Genomic DNA, 19926 nt, shown 5'->3' with positions numbered 1-19926 from the left:
CTGCTCATCCGCGCCAGCCGGCGAGCCTCGCGCGGAGCCGGATCACGGCCTGCCCGTGGATCTGGCAGACCCGCGACTCGCTCACGCCGAGCACCGCGCCGATCTCCTTCAGGTTCAGCTCCTGCTCGTAATACAGCGACATGACCAGCTGCTCGCGCTCCGGAAGTTCGCCGATGGCCTCGACCAGCGCCTCGCGCATGCCGTCGTGCTCGATGCTCTCCGGCGGCCCCAGGCCGTTCTCGTCGGCCACGTCCAGCACGCCGCTCTCCTCGCCGTCGTCCGAGGCGGTGAGGCTGAGCAGGCGCGAGCAGGCCGCGTCGGCGAGCACCTGGTGATACTCCTCCGCGCTGATCCCGAGCCGGCGGATCACCTCGGCGTCGTCCGCCTCGGCGCCGGTCTCGGTCTCGATCTGGCGGATCGTCTCGGCCACCTCGCGGGTCTTGCGGTGCACCGAACGCGGGGTCCAGTCGGTGCGGCGCAGTTCGTCCAGCATCGCGCCGCGGATGCGGATGCCCGCATACGTCTCGAAGCTGGCCCCGCGATCGAGGGCAAAGTGACGCGCCGCCTCCAGCAAGCCGATCATTCCCGCCTGGATCAGGTCGCCCACGTCGACGCTGGCCGGCAGCCGCCCCATCAGGTGATAGGCGATCCGCCTGACCAGCGGCGCGTGCCGACGTACCAGTTCGTCGGCACTCTCGCGGGAAAGTTGCAGATATTCCGAAGCCACGCTCATCTCGGCATCCCCTGCGCCGGTGTCTCCCGGCCACCAAAGAAGGCAATCCGGTCGAGGCCCGTACGTTCGGGTTCCGCCCACTTATCGACCGCACCGGCCAATTTCTTGAATGCCAGCGACGACTGGCTGGAAGGCCACAGGTCGACGACCGCGGATTGCCGCCGGATGGCCTGCCGCAGGCGCTCGTCGTGCGGCACCCATCCGCAGAAGTCGATCACCACGTCGAGGAAGCGGTCGCTGACGCGCGCCAGCTTGTGGTGCAGCTGCCGCGCGTCGCCCTCGTTGCGCACCATGTTGGCGACCATGCGCAGGCGGCGCACGCCGAAATCGCGGCTGAGCACCTTGGCCAGTCCATACGCATCGGTCAGCGAGGCCGGCTCGTCGCACACCACCAGGATCACCTCCGCGGCGGCGGCGGCGAACATGGTCACGTTGTCGGAAAGCCCGGCAGCGGTATCGACCAGCAGGTACTCGGGTGGTTGCGCCAGCTCGTCGAAAGCACGGATGATCGCGGCATGCTCGCCGTTGTCCAGCTGCGCCAGCCGGCGCGCGCCGGAACCGGCCGGCACCACGCGCAGGCCGCGCGGCGCGGGCAGCAGCAACTCCTCCAGCGTGCATTCGCCGTCGAGCAGGTGGCCGACGTGGCGCGACGGGGTAAGGCCGAGCATCACGTCGACGTTCGCCAGTCCCATGTCGGCGTCCAGCAGGATCACTTCATGGCCGGCGGCCGACAGTGCCATGCCCAGGTTCACCGCCACCGTGCTCTTGCCGACGCCGCCCTTGCCGCCGGCCACGGCGATCGCGCGGCACATGCGGCGGGTCGCCGGCGCCGCGGTCGGCAGGCCGCCGGCCTGGTGGCTGCCCGCCGCTTCCGGCACCGGCCGGCCGACCATGGCCGACAGCATCCGCTGCAGCCCCGAAGCCTGGTCCATTGCAAGTACTCCGCTCATGCTTCGGCCACCGCGAGGCCGAAGCGCTCGGCCATCAGGCCGTCATCGGGCACCTCGCCCCTGAGCGACTGCGCGGCGCGGCACACCAGCACGCGCGCATCCGCCGTGGCGATGTCCTCGGGCACGCGCTGGCCGTCAGTGGTGTAGTCCAGCGGCAGCCGGTGCCGGATCAGCACCGACAGCGCGCCGCCCAGGTTCGGCGCCTCGTCCAGCTTGGTCAGGATGCAGGCGTGCGGCCGCAGCGGCAGGTAGGCGCGCACCGCGTCGTCCAGCGCCTGCGACTGCGCGTTGGCGACCAGCACCAGGCAGGCGCGCAGCTCGCCGGCGTCGGCGAGGGTCTCCAGTTGCTGCGCGAGCCGCGGGTCGCTGCCGCCCACGCCGGCGGTGTCGATCAGCACGGTGTGGCGGTCGCGCAGCATCTCCAGCACCTTGCGCAGGCTGGCCGCGTCATAGGCCGGATAGACCCGCACGCCGAGCAGCCGGCCGTAGTGTTCCAGTTGCGCGGCGGCGCCGATGCGGTAGTGGTCGGTGCTGACCAGCGCCACCTGGTCGGCGCCCTGCTGCATCACCGCGCGCGCGGCCAGCTTGGCGATGGTGGTGGTCTTGCCCACGCCGGTGGGCCCGACCAGCGCGGTGACGCCGCGCCGGTCGCCGCACAGGCCGCGTCCGCTCACGGTAAGGCTGCGGCTGAGCATGCCCAGCGGCAGGTAGCGCGCCTGCTCGGCGCTGATCTTCTCCGGCAGCTCGGCCACCAGCGCGCGCGCAACGTCGGACTCGATGCCCAGCCGCGTCATCTCGCGCAGCACGCGGGCACGCAGCGGCTGGCGCCGTTCCATGTCATTCCAGGCGAGGCTCGACAGCTGCACCTCCAGCATCGCGCGCAAGTCGCCCAGCTCGTTGCGCAGCTGCGCCGTGTCCTGCGCGGCACGCTCCATCAGCGGGTGCATGGCCGACGGGTTCTTCGCTGCGCGGGCGGCGACGGCCTGGCGCATCGGCGAGGGCCGCGGCGGGGACTCGGGCTCCGCTTCGTCCCGGGCGGCATGCAGCATCGGCGCCGCCACGGCATCGGCCGCGGCCAGCGACGGCTCGGTGGACGGCGCGCCGTGCCTGGCTGCCTCGCGCACCAGCGCCTCGTCGTAGTCGATCGCGGCGATCACCTCGATGCCTTCCTCGAACCGGCGGGTGGACAGGATCACCGCTTCCGGGCCCTGCTCCTCGCGCACTTCGCGCATCGCCTGGCGCATGTCCGCCGCCACGAAACGTTTGATCTTCATGTGTGCCTGCTCCGCAAGCGGGATGCGGGATTAGGGACGGGGGATCCGGACAGGGCAAGCGCGCCACCAACCGGCGCGAACCGCTTTTGCGAATCCCCCATCCCGAATCCCGAATCCCGGCTTTTCATCGACCCAGCGCCTGTACCAGTCGCACCCGACGGTTATCGGGCACTTCGTTGTAAGCCAGTACGTGCAGGTTTTGTGCCACGTGGCGGGTGAAGCGTGCGAGCCATGGCCGCAGCAGCGGCGCGACCAGCAGCACCGCCGGTTCGCCGCTCAACTCCTGGCGACGCGCGGCGTCGGCCACGCTCTGCTGCAGGCGGTCGGCCAGGCCCGGCTCCACCGCTGCGCCGGCCACGCCACCGCCGCCGGAGAGCGAGCCCAGCAGGATCTGTTCGAGCTCGGGCGCCAGCGTGATCACCGGCACTTCGGTGCCCAGGCCGGTGATCTCCTGCACGATCTGCCGCCCCAGCGCCACGCGCACCGCGGCGGTCAGGACGCCGGGATCCTGACTCTGCCCCGCATGCTCCGCCAAGGATTCGACGATGCTGCGCATGTTGCGGATCGGCACCCGCTCAGCCAGCAGGTTCTGCAGCACCTTCACCACCACGCCCAGCGCCAGCCGCTTGGGCACCAGGTCCTCGACCAGCTTCGGCGCGGTGGCGGCCAGCCGGTCCAGCAGCTGCTGCACGTCCTGGTGGCTGAGCAGCTCGTGCGCGTGGCCCTGCAGGATGTGCGACAGGTGCGTGGCGATCACCGTGGCCGGGTCGACCACGGTGTAGCCGTAGCTTTGCGCCAGTTCGCGCTGGCCGCTCTCGATCCACACCGCCTCCAGCCCGAACGCCGGGTCCTGCGTGGCGATGCCCTGCAGCGCGCCGTGCACCTGGCCCGGGTTGATCGCCATCAGCCGTTCGTTGTGCACCTCGGCCTCGCCCATCGGCACGCCCATCAGGGTGATCCGGTAGGTGTTCGGACCGAGGTCCAGGTTGTCGCGGATGTGCACCGCCGGCACCAGGAAGCCCAGCTCCTGCGACAGCTTGCGGCGCACCGACTTGATCCGCCCCATCAGCTCGCCGCCCTGGTGCACGTCGACCAGCGGAATCAGCCGGTAGCCCACCTCCAGGCCCAGCGGATCGACGCTGGCCACGTCTTCCCAGCCCAGCTCGACGCGCTCGGGCGCCACCGCGGCGGCCGGCTTCTCGGCGATCGACTCGGCCAGCCTGGCGCGGGTATCGCGCTCGCGCTTCAAGAGCAGCCACGCCGCGCCGCCGCAGCTGGCGCCGAGCAGCAGGAACGCCACGTTCGGCATGCCGGGGATCAGCCCCATCACGGTCAGCACCGCCGCCGCCACGCCAAGCGCGCGCGGCTGGCCGAACACCTGGCCGATCACCTGCTTGCCCATGTCCTGCGACTTCGACACGCGGGTGACGATGATCGCCGCCGCCACCGACAGCATCAGCGCCGGCACCTGCGCCACCAGGCCGTCGCCGATGGTCAGCAGGGTGTAGGTCCGGGCCGACTCGGCAGCCGACAGGCCATGCTGCATCACGCCGACGAAGAAGCCGCCGACGATGTTGATGATCAGGATCAGGATGCCGGCGGTGGCGTCGCCGCGCACGAACTTCGAGGCGCCGTCCATCGAGCCGTAGAAGTCCGCTTCCTCGCGCACTTCCTGGCGCCGCTCCCGGGCCTGCTCCTGGGTCAGCAGGCCGGCGTTCAAGTCGGCGTCGATCGCCATCTGCTTGCCGGGCATCGCGTCCAGGGTGAACCGTGCGGTCACTTCCGACACGCGGGTGGCGCCTTTGGTGACCACCACGAAGTTGATGATGGTGATGATCGCGAACACCACCAGGCCGACCGCGAAGTTGCCGCCGATGACGAACTCGCCGAACGCCTCGATCACCTTGCCGGCGGCGCCGGGGCCGTCGTGCCCGTGCAGCAGCACCACGCGGGTGGAAGCGATGTTCAGTGCGAGGCGCAGCAGGGTCGCCATTAGCACCACGGTGGGAAACGCGGCGAACTCCAGCGGGCGCATCACGTAGACCACCGCCAGCAGGATCACCAGCGACAGTGCGATGTTGAAGCTGAAAAGCATGTCGAGCAGAAACGGCGGCAGCGGCAACATCAGCATCGCCAGCATCACCAGCATCATCACCGGCGCGCCGGCGCCGCGTCGCGCCAGCTGTTTGAAGTTGCCCAGTACGTCGGCACCCGTCATGGATTTGACTCGTCGTTATTCGCGGTAAGGGCCCATCAGATCGGGATCGATCTCGGGGGTGGGTGCCGGCGGCGGCGCTTCGCCCTGCGCCGCGGCCTGCTTCAACTGGTAGACGTAGGCGAGGATCTGGGCCACCGCCACGTACAGCGCGGCGGGGATTTCCCGGCCCAGTTCAGTGGTTGCATACAAGGCGCGTGCCAACGGCGGCGCCTCGACCAGCGGGATGCGATGACTGCCCGCCACCAGGCGGATCTGCTGCGCCAGCACGTCGACGCCCTTGGCGATCACCCGCGGCGCACCCATGCGCCCGTCGTCGTAGCGCAAGGCCACCGCGAAATGGGTGGGGTTGACCACCACCACGTCGGCCCGGGGCAGTTCCTCCATCATGCGGCGGCGCGCCTGTGCCTGCTGCACCTGGCGGATGCGCCCCTTCATCTCGGGGTTGCCCTCGCTCTCCTTCATCTCGTCGCGAATTTCCTGCCGGGTCATGCGCAGGTTTTTCGCGTGGTCGAACTTCTGGTAGAGGGCGTCGATGCCGCCGATCAGCGCCAGCATCGAGCCGAACCACAGCGCGGCGCGCCCGAGCAGGCCGATCGACTGCGCGATGCCCGCCATCACCGGGCCGCGCCCGGTGGCCTGCAGCTCGCCCTGCCAGTGCCGCAGCAGCAGGGCCAGCACCGCGCCGATGAACAGCAGCTTCAGCAGCGCCTTGCCCAGCTCGACCAGGCCGCGCATCGCGAAGATCCGGCCCAGCCCCTTGATCGGGTCGAGCCGGTCGAACTTCGGCTGCAGCGCCTGCGCGCTGAAATTCAGCCCACCCAGCAGCAGCGGCGCGGCAACGGCGGCCAGCAGCGTGGCCAGCGCCACCGGCGCGAACAGGCCGAGCGCCTCGCTCACCGCCGCGTGCAGCGCACGGCCCGGCAACGCGTCGGAGAGCAATGCCTCGCGCGAGTAGCCGAGGCCCAGCGCGAAGATCCGCCGGGCATGCCGCAGCGCGCCGTCACCGCCACTGATCAGCGCCGCCACGCCGGCCAGCACCACCACCGCGCCGGAAAGGTCGCGCGAACGCGGAACCTCGCCCTTCTCGCGCGATTCGCGCAGCCGTTTTTCGGTAGGTTGTTCGGTTTTTTCCTGGTCGCTGTCGTCGCTCACGGCTCAACCTCCCAGCAGGTTGCGCATCAGCGACCAGGCGTCGTCCTGCAACGCCGCGAACGCGCCCGGCAGGCTGCGCAGCGCCAGCCACAGGGCGATGAAGCCCAGCGATACGGTGATCGGGAAGCCCACCGCGAACAGGTTCATCGACGGCGCCGCGCGGCTGATCGCGGCGAAGCCGATGTTCACCACCAGCAGCGAGGTCATCGCCGGCAGCGCCACGCGCACCGCGCCGGAGAACAGCTCCGCCGCGAAGCCGGCCACCGCGTGCAGGCCGTTCGCATCGATCGCCGGCGCGCCCGGCGGCAGGCTGCGGAAGCTGTCGGCCAGCAGCGCGATCAGCCGCAGGTGGCCGTCCATCGCGAGGAACAGCAGGGTCACCAGCAGCAGGTAGAACTCGCTCAGCACGTTCGCGCTGCCGCCGGCCTGCGGGTTGACCACCTCGGCGAAACCCAGGCTCATGCTCTGTCCCACCAGCTCGCCGCCGAACGAGACCGCCTCGAACACCAGCTTCAGCACGAAGCCCACTGCCGCGCCGATCAGCAGCTGCCCGGCCATCGTCGCCACGCCGTCGCCGCTGAGCGGATCGATCGTCGCCGGCGCCAGCGGCGCCAGCACCAGCGACAGCACCACCACCACGCCGATGCGGATCCGCGCCGAAACCACCGTCGCACTGAACACCGGCGCCACCAGGCACAGCCCGCTCACCCTGCCGATCGCCCAGAACAGGCTGCCCAGCCACGCCGGCAACTGCGCCAGGTCCAGCGCCGTCATCTGACCGCGCCCGGCAGGCTCTCGATCAGCTGCGTGGTGTACTGCACCAGCAGGCGCAACATCCACGGCCCGGCGATCAGCGCCACCAGCGCCATCGCGATCAGCTTGGGGATGAAACTGAGCGTCATCTCGTTGATCTGCGTGGCCGCCTGGATGACGCCCACCAGCAGACCCACCGCCAGCGCGGTGAGCAGCAGCGGCGCGGCCACCAGCATGGCCACGTATAGCGCGTGCTGGCCGATTTCCATGATGGATTCGGGGGTCATGGGGAGGCTCCGGTGGCGCTCATCTGCAGGAGCGACTTCAGTCGCAATGCTTTTGCTGGTTTCAAAGCGAAAAGCTTTCGTCCTCCTTCGGAGGGCGAGTCACTTTCTCTTTGCGTGCTCAAAGAGAAAGTAACCAAAGAGAAAGAGCACCCCGCTTGGCGCTTGCCGGGCATCCTGCCCGGCAAGTCCGTGAGCCGGGGCCGGGCTTTTCGAACGGGCATCCTGCCCGTGCGAAAAGGCATCGACATCCATGTCGATGCCCGCTGCGCGGCCTGTCGTCCCCGACTCACCGCCGCACAGGGGCCCCGGGTAGAGCAGCGGGCCATCGTGGCCCGCACTCCTCGAAAGAGCCACAGCAACAGCCAAGGCAACAACCGCAGCAAGGCAACAGCAGCACGGAGCTCTGCTCTGCCGCTTTTGCTTTCCAGCTTCATCACCGGGTGCGGGCCACGATGGCCCGCTGCTCTACCCGGGCCCCCTCTGCAGCGGCGGGCAGGCGCAGGAAAGCCCGCAGGGTGGCCGGCCAGTTTTTCGCCAGCACAGGATGTGCTGTCGAAAAACCCCGTAGCCCGGCCGCGAACCTTGCGGGCAGGATGCCCGCAAGGCGCGGAAGCGGGGTGGCCTTTCTCTTTGGTTACTTTCTCTTTGGCCACGCAAAGAGAAAGTAACTCGGGCGCCAACGGCGCACGAAAGCTCTTCGCTCTAAATGCACAGGCACGCGAGAGCATCGCCCGCGAGCCGGCTCCTGCAAAGCCATGCGCCAGACGATGCGCGGTCACGTGTAGAAGCTCCCGGCCAGGGTCCCAAGCAACAGCGTCCACCCATCCACCAGCACGAACAGCATGATCTTGAACGGCAGCGAGATGATCATCGGCGAGACCATCATCATGCCCATCGACATCAATACGCTTGCCACCACCAGATCGATGATCAGGAACGGGATGAACAGCAGGAAGCCCATCTGGAACGCGGTCTTCAGCTCGCTGGTAAGGAACGCCGGCATCGCCACCTTGAACGGCACGTCGGCCTTGCCGGCGTAGGGCTTCTCGCGGGCCAGCCGGGTGAACAGCTGCAGGTCGGCCTCGCGGGTCTGGTCGAGCATGAAGCGCTTGAACGGTGCCGCGGCCGCCGGCAACGCCTGCTCGGCGGCGAGCTGGCCGTCCATGTACGGCTTCACGCCGTCGACATAGGCGCGATTGAGCACCGGCGACATCACGAACAGGGTGAGGAACAGCGACAGCCCCAGCAGCACCTGGTTCGGCGGCGTCGACTGCGTGCCCAATGCCTGGCGCAGGAAGCCGAGCACGATGACGATGCGGGTGAACGAGGTCATCATCAGCGCGATCGCCGGCAGCAGGGTCAGCGCCGTCATCAACGCCAGCACCTGCAACGACAGCGTCCAGTTCTGACCGCCGCCGGGCGCGCTCTGCACGTTCACCAGCGGTATCCCCGGCGGTGCCGCCAGCGTCGCCAGCGGCAACAACAGCAGCGACACGGCGACGATCCAGCGCCACGTCCTCATGAGCCGCGCTTCCAGCGCGCCAGCAGCTCGCCGAACGCGGGGAGCGCCAGAGCGCCGGGTTGTTCGACCGCCACGGGCTCGGCCGGCATGCTGTCGTAGACGTGCAGCGTGCGCATGCCGCCCGGGCCCACGCCGACCAGCAGGCGCTTGCCATCGGCGTCGAGCAGCAGCACGCGGTCGCGCGCGCCCACCGCCATCGCCTCCACGCAGCGGATGCGCCGCCCGCCCGGCCGGCCGCGCACCTGCAGGCGTCGGCTCAGCCAGCCCGCCACGAAGATCAGCGCCACCACCGCGGCCAGGCTGAGCACCACGCGCAGCAGCTCGCCTCCAACGTTGACGTCGGCCGCCGGCAGCGCCGTCGGCGCCAGCGCCAGCGCAACGAACCTGTTCCCGATTCCCGATTCCCTGTTCACGGCTTCACCGCAACTTGCGTACGCGCTCGGCCGGGCTGATCACGTCGGTCAGGCGGATGCCGAACTTCTCGTTGATCACCACCACCTCGCCGTGCGCCACCAGGGTGCCGTTGACGAACACGTCCAGCGGTTCGCCGGCGGCGCGGTCCAGCTCCACCACCGAACCCTGGTTCAGCTGCAGCAGGTTGCGGATGCTGATGCGGGTGCGGCCGACCTCCATCGCCAGGGTCACCGGCACATCAAGGATCATGTCGAGGTTGACCTCGCCGCTGCCAGCGGCGGTGCCGTGCAGCGAATCGAACTCGACGCGCTCGCCGGCGTTGGCGAACGCAGCTTCAGTAGGCTGGCTCATGCGGGATTCTTCTCTCTGGAAAGTTCGCCGGCCGTGCGCCTTTCGCGCCGACCGGCCTGGACATGGAAACGCACGGCGTTGCGGCCGCCGGACTGGCCGTAGCGGCCGCGGAACACCGGCACGTCTTCGGCATAGACGGTGGCCAGTTCGGGCAGCTGCACGGGGATCACGTCGCCCGGCCGCAAGTGCAGGAACTCGCCGAGGCTGAGCTGCACGTCGAGCAGCAGCGAGCTGAGGCCCACTTCCGCATCGAGCACCTCCTCCTGCAGCATCTCCGCCCAGCGGTCGTCGCGGTCGGCGCGGTCGCTCTGCACGCCGGCATCGAGCAGGTTGCGGATCGGCTCGACCATCGCGTACGGCAGGGTCAGGTGGATCTCGCCGCCACCGCCGTCGAGCTCGACGTGGAAGCGCGATACCACCACCGTCTCGGTCGGGCTGACGATGTTGGCGAACTGCGGGTTGATCTCCGAGTTCTGGTACTCGAACTGCAGGCCCAGCACCGGCGCCCACGCCTCGGCCATGGCACCGAACAACTCGCCCAGCATGATCTGGATAACGCGGTTCTCGGTGGCGGTGAAGTCGCGCCCTTCGATTCGGGCGTGATAGCGGCCGTCGCCGCCGAAGAAGTTGTCGATCACGGTGAACACGAGGCGCGGCTCGAACACCACCAGTGCGGTGCCGCGCAGCGGCTTGATGCGCACCAGGTTCAGGTTGCTCGGCACCGCCAGGCCGTGCACATACTCGGCGAACTTGACCATCTTCACGCCCAGCACCGAGACCTCGCAGGTCTTGCGCAGCACGCTGAACACGCCGGCGCGGAAGAACCGCGCGAAGCGGTCGTTGACCATCTCCAGCGTGGGCAGGCGACCGCGCACGATGCGATCCTGCTGGGTGAAGTCGTAGGTGAGCACCGCATCGGGCGGCAACGGCTCGTCGCTGCCGGTGCTCACCGCACCGCCGGCGACGCCGTCGAGCAGCGCGTCGATCTCGTCCTGGGAAAGCAGATCGCTCATGCGCGCGGCATCCGTTACTGCATCACGAAGCTGGTGAAATACAGCGCGTCGATGCCGGGCCGGCCGAGCCGGGCCTGGACGATCTTGCGCACCGCGCCCAGCGCCTGCTCCTGCAGCTTCTGGCGGCCGGCGGCGTCGCTGATGATCGAGTAGTCCTGGTTGCTGAACAGCGCCACCAGGGCATCGCGAAGCACCGGATCGGCGGTCTTCGCCACGTTGATCGCCTCGGGATCGTGCGACATCAGGGTCACCCCCACCTGCAGGTAACGCAGCGACTCGGCGTCGCGGAAATTCACCACGAAGGCCGGATCCATCGGCAGGTACAGCTCGGCCTTGCCGACGTCGGGGGCCTTCGCCCTGCCGGTCGCGGCGTGCGTGCCCTGGCGCGCCTGCCAGACGTAGCCGCCGGCACCCAGCGCCAGCAGCAACGCCACGGCCACGCCGATCAGCATCGGCTTGCGGCTGTTGCGCTCCGCCGGTGCGTCGACCACCGCTCCGGCTTGTTCGTCGTCGATCATGAAAACCTCGGTCTGCCATGGTTCGGAATGCGCTCGGCGTGAGCGCCAACCAGCAGAAGCAAGCCACGTGCCATCCACGGGAAACGTTGCCCCGGCTGGATTTGCGGGCATCGCATACGAGCGCGGCACGGCGCGCGGCGCTTTCTTGACGCCTGCCGGCGCACCGTCGCGACGCGTTCGCGACGTGGGAGCCGGCGGCGCGGGCGCGCTCCCGCACCGGCGATTTCCACGCACGGAAAAAAACTGGAAAGGGCGGATGCAGCGAAGCGCGCGGATCCGCGCGCGTTACGCGAACGCGTCGAGCAGCCCGACCCGCACCGGCGATGCCGCCGGGCCGATGCCATGGACTTCGGCGATCTCGTCCGGCACGCCCGCGCCGGCATGTCCGGCGCGACGGCGCCCATCGCCGCGATCGTGCTGTCCCACCTCGGCGTGGCCCAGCGAGAGGCCGTGCCGGGCCAGCATCTGGTCCAGCTGCGGCAGGCCCTGCTGCACGGCTGCCACGGCGGCCGGATGTTGTGCGCTGAACACCACGTCCACGCGACCGTGCGTCACGCTGACATTGACGTCGAGCGAGCCCAGCTCCTCGGGATGCAGCCGGATCCGCGCCTGCTTGATGTCCTGCCCGCCCAGCCAGGCCACATGCTGGCCGAGCTCCTGGCCGAACGCCGGGGTGCCCGGCGGCGCCTGCAGCTGCAGCGGATGCGGAACCAGCGGCGCGACGGGTGGCGGCTGGCTCGCCAGCGCGATCGGCGCCACGGCGTCCTTCGATGGATCATGGCCGGTATCGACCACCGGCAACGGGTTGCGCCCGGATACCGCCGCCACCACGGCCGTCGCGGGCAGGTCGGCAGCAGCGGCGGCGTCGAGCTGCGGCGACGTGGCGACGCCGACGTCGGTGGCCACGCTCTTGCCGTTCGCCAGCACGACGTCGACGGCCTTGGTCACGGCGGGACGCAGCACGCCGGCGACCGCCGGGCCGAGCAGCGCGAGCATGGCACCGGCCAGAGCGGACGCTGCCGGCTCGCCTGAAGCATCTTTTTCCGCCGACGCTTTCACTGCCGGCGCTGTGGCATCCGTCGTCTCCACCACGGCGCCCGGCGCCGATGCCGGCTGGGGTTTTGTCGCGACCTGCAGATCGGCGGCAGATCCGGCGGCGTCCGACTGGCGCGGCGGCGCCGGCTGCTCGCGGAGTTCCGTCGCCTTCGGCGAGGCATCCGCATCCACCGCATCGTGCTGCTGGCGTGCCGCGTGCAGCTGGCGGTCGAACGTGCCCGGCGCGGGGACATCTTCGCGGGGGCTGTCTGCGGGTGCGGCGCGCGCGGGTGCCGGTGCGGGCGTGCCGGAGGCGACGGCTGGCGTGGTCATGGCAAGGACTTTCCTGCACGAGGGAATGCGGCGGGTGGCGGCGAGGGCTGCACGATCGGGCCGTTCATCGCAACCGCCGGTGCTGCATGCGTTCGTCGATTTCGGCTTGCTCGTGGCGGGCCTCGGCGTGGCGCTCGCGGTCCCGGTGCTGGGCGACGACACTGTCCAGCGCGCTTTCGCGCGCGTGCGCCTGCTGCCAACGTTCCCGCATCTGTTCCAGCTGCCGGCTCTGGCGGCCGACCTCGGTGCTCTGCTGCGTGATCGCCTGGTCGATCCGCTCGACGAATTTCTGGCGGTTGAGCAGCGCCGCCACGCCCAGCGCGGCATTGCCGGCGGCGGCGTACTCGCCGCGGTAGCGCTGCAGTTCGCTGAGCTGCAGCTCGGCCCTGGCCAGTTGCTGCTGCTGCGCCGCCAGTTTCGCCAGCGCATCCTCGCTGCGCTGCCTGGCCTGCTCCACCGCGGGTTCCAGCTGTTTCGTGCGCGAATTCATCCGGTCACCTGTTCGGCGAGGGCGGCGAGCTGGTCGATGGCGGTATCGAGCGCCATCGGCTCGTCGACTTCCTGCTGCAGGAAGGCGCGCAGCTGCGGCCACATCTCGATCGCCTGGTCGACCTGCGGATCGGAACCCTTCTGGTACGCGCCCACCGCGATCAGGTCGCGTTGCTGACGGTAGGCGGAAGAGACCTGGCGAAAGCGCTGCGCCGCGCGCAGATGCCCGCGCGCAACCACCGCCGGCATCACGCGGCTGATCGACGCCTCGATGTCGATGGCCGGGTAATGGCCGGCTTCGGCGAGGTCGCGCGACAGCACGATATGGCCGTCCAGGATCGCCCTGGCCGCGTCCGCAATGGGGTCGTGGCGATAGTCGTCGCCCTCGGTCAGCACGGTGTAGAACGCAGTGATCGAGCCGCGCCCCTCGGCGTCGTTGCCGGCGCGCTCGACCAGCGCCGGCATCATCGCGAACACCGACGGAGGGTAACCCTTGGTCGCCGGCGGCTCGCCGATCGCCAGCGCGATCTCGCGCTGCGCCTGGGCGTAGCGGGTAAGCGAATCCATCAGCAGCAGCACGCGCTGGCCGCGATCGCGGAACCACTCGGCGATCGCGGTGGCGTACTGCGCGCCGCGCAGGCGCTTGAGCGGCGGCGCGTCGGCCGGCGCGGCGACGATCACCGCGCGCCGCCGCCCTTCCTCGCCCAGCGTGTGCTCGACGAATTCCTTCACCTCGCGGCCGCGCTCGCCGATCAGGCCGACCACCACCACGTCGGCGTTGGTGTAGCGGGTCATCATGCCGAGCAGGGTCGACTTGCCCACGCCGGAACCGGCGAACAGCCCCAGCCGCTGGCCGCGGCCCACGGTGAGCAGTGCGTTGATCGCGCGCACGCCGACGTCCAGCGGCGCGTCGATCGGCTTGCGTGCCATCGGGTTGATCGGTTCGCGCTTGAGCGCGGCGTGCTCGTCCGATTCCAGCGCGCCCAGCCCATCCAGCGGCACGCCGTCGGCGCCGATCACCCGGCCCAGCAGCTGCCGACCGACCGGCAGGCCGCCGCTGTGCGCGTACGGGCGGACCCGGGCGTTCGGCAACACGCCATGCATGTCGCCCACCGGCATCAGCAGCAGGCGTTCGTCGGCAAAGCCGACCACTTCGGTTTCGAGTCGGGCGCCGTCGGCCGTGTCGACCAGGCAGCGCGCGCCGAGCGCGGCCTCGCAGCCTTCAGCTTCCAGGGTCAGGCCGACCACGCGGCGCAGGCTGCCTTCCACCGTCAGCGTGCGCGCCGCACCGGCGCGCGCGGCGTAGCGGGCAAACCGCCGCTGCCAGCGCGCGCGGCGCGCGCCATCGGTGACATCGCGATCGACCCCGGCGCTCATGCGTCACCGCCGGGGGATTCGGCATCGTCGCCGAGCACGGCATCGATCACCGCCGCCAGGCGGGTTTCCACCCGCGCGTCGAGGCGCGAACGTTCGCTCTCCAGCCGGCAGTCGCCGCGACTCAGCGCCGGATCGGCCAGCAGCTGCCAATGGCTTTCGGCCGCTCCCAGCTCACGCAGCAACGCCAGATCATCCGGATGCACGTGCACCCGAAGCTCGCGGGTGGCCGCCGGCAGCGCGCCGGCCGCCTCGCGCACGGCGCGCGCGACCAGGTCGGGCGACAGCCGCAGCTCGCGCGCGATCACCCGGCCGGCCACCACCGTGGCCAGCCGCGCCAGTTCCTGCCCGGTCTGCTCGTCGAGCGCCAGCAGCGGACGTGCCGCCGCTTCGTACAGCGCGTCGAGCTGGGCCAGTCGCTGGTGCAATTGCAGCCGCGCCGCCTCGCGGCCTTCGGCGAGGCCGGCGGCATAACCCTCCTCGCGCGCCTGCTGCTCGAGCGCCGCCAGCTCGCGCACGGTCGGTTGCGGCGATGCGTCCGCCGCGTTCGACGATGCCGGGTGGGTGCCCACGTTCGGCAGCTCCCAGCGCTGAAAATCCGCCACCGCGTTGTGGACCGCGGCCGCCATCAGACGTACTCATCCCCGCCGGAACTCAGGCTGAGCTGGCCGGCATCGGCAAGCTTCCTGGCGGTGGCCAGCACTTCCTTCTGCGCGGCATCCACCTCGCTCAGGCGCACCGGCCCCTTCACCTCGAGGTCGTCGCGCATCATGTCGGCGGCGCGCTTGGACATGTTGGCGAAGATCTTCTCGCGCACTTCCGGCTCGGCGCCCTTGAGCGCGGTGACCAGGGTGCCCGACGGCACTTCGCGCAGCAGCTGCTGCATGCCGCGGTCGTCCAGCTCCGCCAGGTCGTCGAAGACGAACATCAGGTCCTCGATGCGCCCACCGAGCGCCTCGTCGTGGCTGCGGATCGCGGTCATCAGTTCGGTTTCGCGGCTGCTGTCCATCGCGTTGAGGATGTCGGCGGCAGCCTTCAGGCCGCCGACGCTGGCGGACTTCAGTTTCTTGGTATTGCCGGAGAACTGGCGCTCCATGATCTCGTCCAGCTCGTTCAGCGCATGCGGCTGCACGCCGTCCAGCGTGGCGATGCGCATCACCGCGTCGGAGCGCACGCGCGGCGGCAGGTAGCCGATCACCTCGGCCGCCTGGTCGGGCTCCAGATGCGCCAGCACCAGCGCGATGATCTGCGGATGCTCCTGGTTGATCATCTCGGCGATGGCGCGACTCTCCATCCACTTCAGCGATTCCAATCCCTTGCTGCTGCGGCCGAGCAGGATGCGGTCGATCAGGCCGCCGGCCTTGCTCTCGCCCAGCGCGTTGACCAGGATCTTGCGGATGTATTCCTCGGTACCCACGCCCAGCGAGGTCTGCCGGCCCATGTCCTCGTTGAGCTTCTCCAGCACGTGCTCGACGTGCTCGCGCGATACGCTGGAGAGTGCCGCCATGGCGGTGCCCACCGCCTGCACGTCGCGCGCGCTGAGATGCTTGAGCACCTCGGCGGCGTCCTGCTCGCCGAGCGTCAGCAGCAGGATGGCCGCGCGCTGCGCGCCGCTGATGGTTGCGTCGGAACGGTTAGTTGCCATCTTCGCTCACCCAGTTCCTCACCACTTGCGCCACCTGCCTGGAGTTTTCGCCCACCATCCGCCGCGCCTGGCCGATGCGTTGCTCGTATGCGAGTGCCGGCGCGGCATCGAGCCGGGCCGGCTCGTTGGCCGCCGGCTCGTCCTCCACGCGCACCGATATCTTCGGCATCGGCGCCGGCAGCGCGCGCGTCGTCGCCTCGCCGCGCAGCAGCCCCTTCAGCAGCGGGCGCAGCAGGCCGAACGCCACCAGCAGCGCGACCAGCACGCCGAGCCCCTGCTTGAGCAGCTCCATCGCGCCGGGCCGCTCCCACAGCGGCATCGCCGGCAGCGCATCCGGCGCGGGGTCGCGATGGAATGCCTGGTTGACCACGCTGACGCTGTCGCCGCGCGCGGCGTTGAAGCCCACCGCGTTCTTGGTCAGCTCGGTCAGGCGCTGCAGCTCCTGCGCGCTGAACGGCACGCTCTTGGCCTCCGTGGCCGCGCCACTGGCCGAATCGGTGGCGGGAGCGACCAGCTTGTCGTCCAGCACCACCGCCACGGTGAGGCGGGCCAGGCGGCCGGCCGGGTCGCTGACATGGCTGATGGTGCGGTCGAGTTCGTAGTTGCGGGTGGCGCTGCTGGAGTTCTCGCCGGTACCGCTGGTGGTCGTCGCCGCCGCGCCGGCGCTGCCGGGCTTGCCGGCCTCCGGCCTGGCCGCGGTCGGCTGCGCCACCAGGGCCGGCGGCTGGTTGCTGAGTGCGCCGGGCACGCCGCCTGCCGCAGCGGCGCCGCCGCCGCGTTGCTCGCTGCTGGTCTGCTCGCTGCGCAGGGCCGGATGATCGTGGCCGAAGGTTTCGGTGGCCTTCTCGCTCTGGCTGAAATCCAGGTCCGCATAGACCTGTGCGCGCACGCGGCCGGGGCCGACCAGCGGCGTCAGCAGTTCCTCGATGCGCTGGGCGTAGGTGTTCTCGATGCGCGTCGTCATGCGCAGGCGGTTGTCGCCCACCGCACCCGGGCTGTCCGGGTCGCTGGTCAGCAACTGCCCCTGCTGGTCGATCACCGAAACCTGGCGCGGGTCCAGTTCCGGCACGCTGGCCGCGACCAGGTGCACGATCGCCGCCACCTGGCCGGCATCGAGCTGGCGCCCCGGATACAGCGTGACCAGCACCGATGCGCTGGCCTCGCGGCTGTCGCGGATGAAGGCCGAGGGCTTCGGCAGCGCCAGGTGCACGCGCGCGGCGCGTACCGACTGCAAGCCGCCGATGGTGGTGCCCAGATCGGTCTCCAGCAGCTGCTGGTAACGGGTACGCTCGGCCAGATCGCTCATGCCGAACGGCGAATCGGCGGCGGGCAGCGCGCTGCTGGCGGCGCTGCCCTGCGGCAGTCCCTTCGCGGCCAGCCTGAGCCGCAGCGCGGCAAGGTCGGCAGCCGGCGCCATGATTGACGCGCCGTCGTTGCCCAGCTGGTAAGGCGTGTTGCTGGCCTGCAGTTCCTGCGTGATCGCCGCGGCGTCCTTCTGCTCCAGCCCGGCATACAGCAGGCCATAGCTCGGTCCGCGCGACCACAGCACCACCGCCACGCCCAGCGCCACCGCCGCGGCCACCGCCACCAGCAGCATGAGCTGGCGCGTTGCCGGATTGCTGGCGATCTGCTTGAAGGGATCCAGGCGCGTACCGTTGTTTGCGGTAGTCGCGATGGCGTTGTCTGCCATGCTGCTGCTCGTTGGCTAGGGCGGAGTCGAAGGTCGGCGCGGGCGCGTCAGACCGGCATGTTCATGATGTCCTTGTACGCATCGACCAGCTTGTTGCGCACCTCGACCATCGTGCGCAGCGAGAGGTCGGCCTTCTGCACCGCGATCATGGTGCGGCCGAGATCGGCGCCGGGGTCGCCGCGCTCGAAGCTCGCGGCCATGTTGCCCGCCTCCATCTGGCTGCGACCCACCGCGGAGATGGACTGCCTGAGCAGCGCGGAGAAGTCGGCCTGCCCGCCGCCTGCCGGCGCCGCCTTGACGGCGGTTTCCGGCAGGCGCACCTGCGCCGTCATCTGGCGCATCTGGGCAAGCAGGTTGTTGACGTCGATGGTGCTCATGTCGATGGTTGCCTCGTGACGGAATCCCGGCGCGTGACGGGTTTGCCAGGGATAAATGCACGAGCCGTGCCATGGCGATGCGGATGGCGACGCTGCTGCTGCGCCGATCCGCGCCTCCGGCCGCGGCCTATGCCGCCAGGCTGTTCTGCAGGCCGTACTTGCGCAGCTTCTCCACCAGGGTGGTGCGTTGCATGTGCAGCAGGCGCGCGGCGTGCGCCACCACGCCGCCGGCGGCGTCGAGGGCCTGGCGGATCAGTCTCACCTCGATGTCGGCCAGGTGATCCTTCAGGTCGAGGCCGTCCTCGGGCAGCAGGCGCAGCGCTTCGTCCGCCGGATGCACGCCACCGTCATTCGACTGCGGCTCGTCCTCCATCAGCGCCAGCAGGGCCGCGCCGCGCGCTTCGTCGGCCGCCTGCCGGCAGCGATATTTTTCCGGCAGCTCGCTGCTGCGCACTTCGCCGTGCGGGAACAGGATCGCCATCCGCTCGACCAGGTTGGAAAGCTCGCGCACGTTGCCCGGCCACGCATGCGCACGCAGCGCCTGCATCGCACCGGCACTGAAGCGCACCACGCCGAGGCCGCGACGGGCCAGCCGCAGGTTGAACTCGTCGATCAGGGTCGGCAGGTCCTCCAGCCGCTCGCGCAGCGCCGGCAGCTCCAGCGGGAACACGCTGAGGCGATAGAACAGGTCCTCGCGGAACTGGCCGTTGGCGATCGACTGCTCCAGGTTGCGGTGCGTGGCGGCGATGATGCGCACGTCGCAGCGCTGGGTCCGGGTGCCGCCGATCCGCTCGTACGCGCGCTCCTGCAGCACGCGCAGCAGCTTCACCTGCATCGGCAGGCTCATGTCGCCGATCTCGTCGAGGAACAGGGTGCCGCCCTCGGCCATCTCGAAGCGGCCCTTGCGGGCGCTGATCGCCCCGGTGAAGGAACCCTTCTCGTGGCCGAACAATTCGCTTTCCAGCAACTCGGCCGGGATCGCTCCGCAGTTGATCGCCACGAACGGCTTGTCGCGGCGCGGCGACTGCTCGTGGATCGCCCGCGCCACCATCTCCTTGCCGGTGCCCGATTCGCCCAGTACCAGCACGCTCGAATCGAACGGCGCGACCTGGCGGATCAGCGCGTTGACGCGGACCATCGGCGTCGAGTTGCCGACGAAGCGCAAGGCGCCGGACTGGCCGCCGAGCAGGCGCGCATAGAGGTTGCGCATCGCCTCGGCCATCTTCTCGTAGCGCAGCGGGAACGCCAGGGTGGCGATCCGCGCGGCAAACGACGATGCCGGGGCGCTGAAGCGTTCGAGCCAAGGCGAGTCGCTGGCCAGCAGCACCGGGACATGGGCCGCCGCGCCGCCGAGCAGGGCGAACTGGCGTTCGGCCTCGGCCATGTCGTCGATGCTGCCGACATACACGGCGCGCCAGGCGTGGGTGGATTCGTCCACGCCGTCGCAGCTGGCAGCGTGCTGCGGCCGATAACCCAGGAAGTGAAGCGCCGAAAGCACCGAGCTTGCGCGTGCCTGATCGGACTCGATGACCAGGAAGTCGAATTTTTGCATCGCAGTTTCTCCTTGCCTCACATTTGGCAGTCCCCTGCTTCCCGCGGGACGGCCTTTTCATCGGTGCCGACTTTCCGTCGCCGGCCTGATGAAGCGTGAGCAATAAGGAGGCCAGCTTCGCTGACCGACGCGGCAACAAAACGTCACATGTCGGCCAAACGCCGTGCCAGGTCCACCTCCACATACGTGAAGGCTGGATGTAACTGCATGAAACGCAAAATGTTTATATGGAAACGTTTACGTGAC

20 protein-coding genes are annotated in these 19926 nt (G+C 69.8%); all 20 read right to left on the bottom strand.

Going from position 1 to position 19926, the window contains the following annotated elements:
• Nucleotides 1–4: 4 nt before the first annotated feature.
• The gene (locus DEO45_RS06080) at nt 5–733 is read right to left on the bottom strand and encodes an RNA polymerase sigma factor FliA (protein ID WP_114341409.1); all 729 of its coding nucleotides are present in this window, start codon (nt 731–733) and stop codon (nt 5–7) included.
• On the bottom strand, nt 730–1665 hold the full coding sequence (locus DEO45_RS06075) for a MinD/ParA family ATP-binding protein (RefSeq protein WP_114341408.1): 936 nt from the start codon (nt 1663–1665) through the stop codon (nt 730–732). The genes DEO45_RS06080 and DEO45_RS06075 overlap by 4 nt, the downstream gene beginning before the upstream one ends.
• Before the next feature lie 14 nt (nt 1666–1679).
• A complete protein-coding gene (gene flhF / locus DEO45_RS06070; protein WP_114341407.1) occupies nt 1680–2957 on the bottom strand; it encodes a flagellar biosynthesis protein FlhF in 1278 nt (425 codons plus the stop codon).
• A gap of 124 nt (nt 2958–3081) precedes the next feature.
• The gene (gene flhA / locus DEO45_RS06065) at nt 3082–5175 is read right to left on the bottom strand and encodes a flagellar biosynthesis protein FlhA (protein WP_114341406.1); all 2094 of its coding nucleotides are present in this window, start codon (nt 5173–5175) and stop codon (nt 3082–3084) included.
• Between the two features lie 15 nt (nt 5176–5190).
• Entirely contained in the window at nt 5191–6327 is a 1137-nt protein-coding gene (gene flhB / locus DEO45_RS06060; RefSeq protein ID WP_114341405.1) for a flagellar biosynthesis protein FlhB, read from the bottom strand.
• A gap of 3 nt (nt 6328–6330) precedes the next feature.
• Nucleotides 6331–7101 carry a flagellar biosynthetic protein FliR gene (gene fliR, locus DEO45_RS06055; RefSeq protein WP_114341404.1) on the bottom strand — a complete coding sequence of 257 codons (771 nt, stop codon included), beginning with the start codon at nt 7099–7101 and terminating at the stop codon, nt 6331–6333.
• Nucleotides 7098–7367 (bottom strand): flagellar biosynthesis protein FliQ, encoded by a 270-nt coding sequence (fliQ, locus tag DEO45_RS06050; RefSeq protein ID WP_007506969.1) that lies wholly within the window; start codon nt 7365–7367, stop codon nt 7098–7100. The genes fliR and fliQ overlap by 4 nt, the downstream gene beginning before the upstream one ends.
• A gap of 775 nt (nt 7368–8142) precedes the next feature.
• Nucleotides 8143–8889: a flagellar type III secretion system pore protein FliP gene (gene fliP, locus DEO45_RS06045; protein ID WP_114341403.1), complete on the bottom strand. Its 747-nt coding sequence runs from the start codon at nt 8887–8889 to the stop codon at nt 8143–8145.
• A complete protein-coding gene (gene fliO, locus DEO45_RS06040; protein WP_223250802.1) occupies nt 8886–9302 on the bottom strand; it encodes a flagellar biosynthetic protein FliO in 417 nt (138 codons plus the stop codon). Before fliO ends, fliP begins: the two co-directional genes overlap by 4 nt.
• Before the next feature lie 4 nt (nt 9303–9306).
• A complete protein-coding gene (gene fliN, locus DEO45_RS06035; protein WP_114341402.1) occupies nt 9307–9654 on the bottom strand; it encodes a flagellar motor switch protein FliN in 348 nt (115 codons plus the stop codon).
• Nucleotides 9651–10667, bottom strand: coding sequence for a flagellar motor switch protein FliM (gene fliM / locus DEO45_RS06030; protein WP_114341401.1), 1017 nt, complete (start codon nt 10665–10667; stop codon nt 9651–9653). The genes fliN and fliM overlap by 4 nt, the downstream gene beginning before the upstream one ends.
• 14 nt (nt 10668–10681) lie before the next feature.
• Nucleotides 10682–11185 carry a flagellar basal body-associated FliL family protein gene (locus DEO45_RS06025; protein ID WP_114341400.1) on the bottom strand — a complete coding sequence of 168 codons (504 nt, stop codon included), beginning with the start codon at nt 11183–11185 and terminating at the stop codon, nt 10682–10684.
• A gap of 285 nt (nt 11186–11470) precedes the next feature.
• Nucleotides 11471–12553 (bottom strand): flagellar hook-length control protein FliK, encoded by a 1083-nt coding sequence (locus tag DEO45_RS06020; RefSeq protein WP_114341399.1) that lies wholly within the window; start codon nt 12551–12553, stop codon nt 11471–11473.
• A 64-nt stretch (nt 12554–12617) separates the two neighbouring features.
• The gene (gene fliJ / locus DEO45_RS06015; RefSeq protein WP_114341398.1) at nt 12618–13043 is read right to left on the bottom strand and encodes a flagellar export protein FliJ; all 426 of its coding nucleotides are present in this window, start codon (nt 13041–13043) and stop codon (nt 12618–12620) included.
• A complete protein-coding gene (gene fliI, locus DEO45_RS06010) occupies nt 13040–14419 on the bottom strand; it encodes a flagellar protein export ATPase FliI (protein WP_114341397.1) in 1380 nt (459 codons plus the stop codon). Before fliI ends, fliJ begins: the two co-directional genes overlap by 4 nt.
• Entirely contained in the window at nt 14416–15045 is a 630-nt protein-coding gene (locus DEO45_RS06005) for a FliH/SctL family protein (RefSeq protein WP_114341396.1), read from the bottom strand. Before DEO45_RS06005 ends, fliI begins: the two co-directional genes overlap by 4 nt.
• Entirely contained in the window at nt 15045–16034 is a 990-nt protein-coding gene (gene fliG, locus DEO45_RS06000; protein ID WP_262982186.1) for a flagellar motor switch protein FliG, read from the bottom strand. The genes DEO45_RS06005 and fliG overlap by 1 nt, the downstream gene beginning before the upstream one ends.
• 16 nt (nt 16035–16050) lie before the next feature.
• Nucleotides 16051–17751, bottom strand: coding sequence for a flagellar basal-body MS-ring/collar protein FliF (gene fliF, locus DEO45_RS05995; protein WP_114341394.1), 1701 nt, complete (start codon nt 17749–17751; stop codon nt 16051–16053).
• Between the two features lie 47 nt (nt 17752–17798).
• The gene (fliE, locus tag DEO45_RS05990) at nt 17799–18128 is read right to left on the bottom strand and encodes a flagellar hook-basal body complex protein FliE (RefSeq protein WP_114341393.1); all 330 of its coding nucleotides are present in this window, start codon (nt 18126–18128) and stop codon (nt 17799–17801) included.
• A gap of 127 nt (nt 18129–18255) precedes the next feature.
• Nucleotides 18256–19680, bottom strand: coding sequence for a sigma-54 dependent transcriptional regulator (locus DEO45_RS05985; RefSeq protein ID WP_114341392.1), 1425 nt, complete (start codon nt 19678–19680; stop codon nt 18256–18258).
• Nucleotides 19681–19926: the final 246 nt, after the last annotated feature.

Source organism: Rhodanobacter denitrificans, assembly GCF_003335105.1.
GTDB lineage: Bacteria > Pseudomonadota > Gammaproteobacteria > Xanthomonadales > Rhodanobacteraceae > Rhodanobacter > Rhodanobacter denitrificans_A.
The sequence above is the reverse complement of the archived record's forward strand: the minus strand, read 5'-3'. Positions and strand labels throughout refer to the sequence as shown.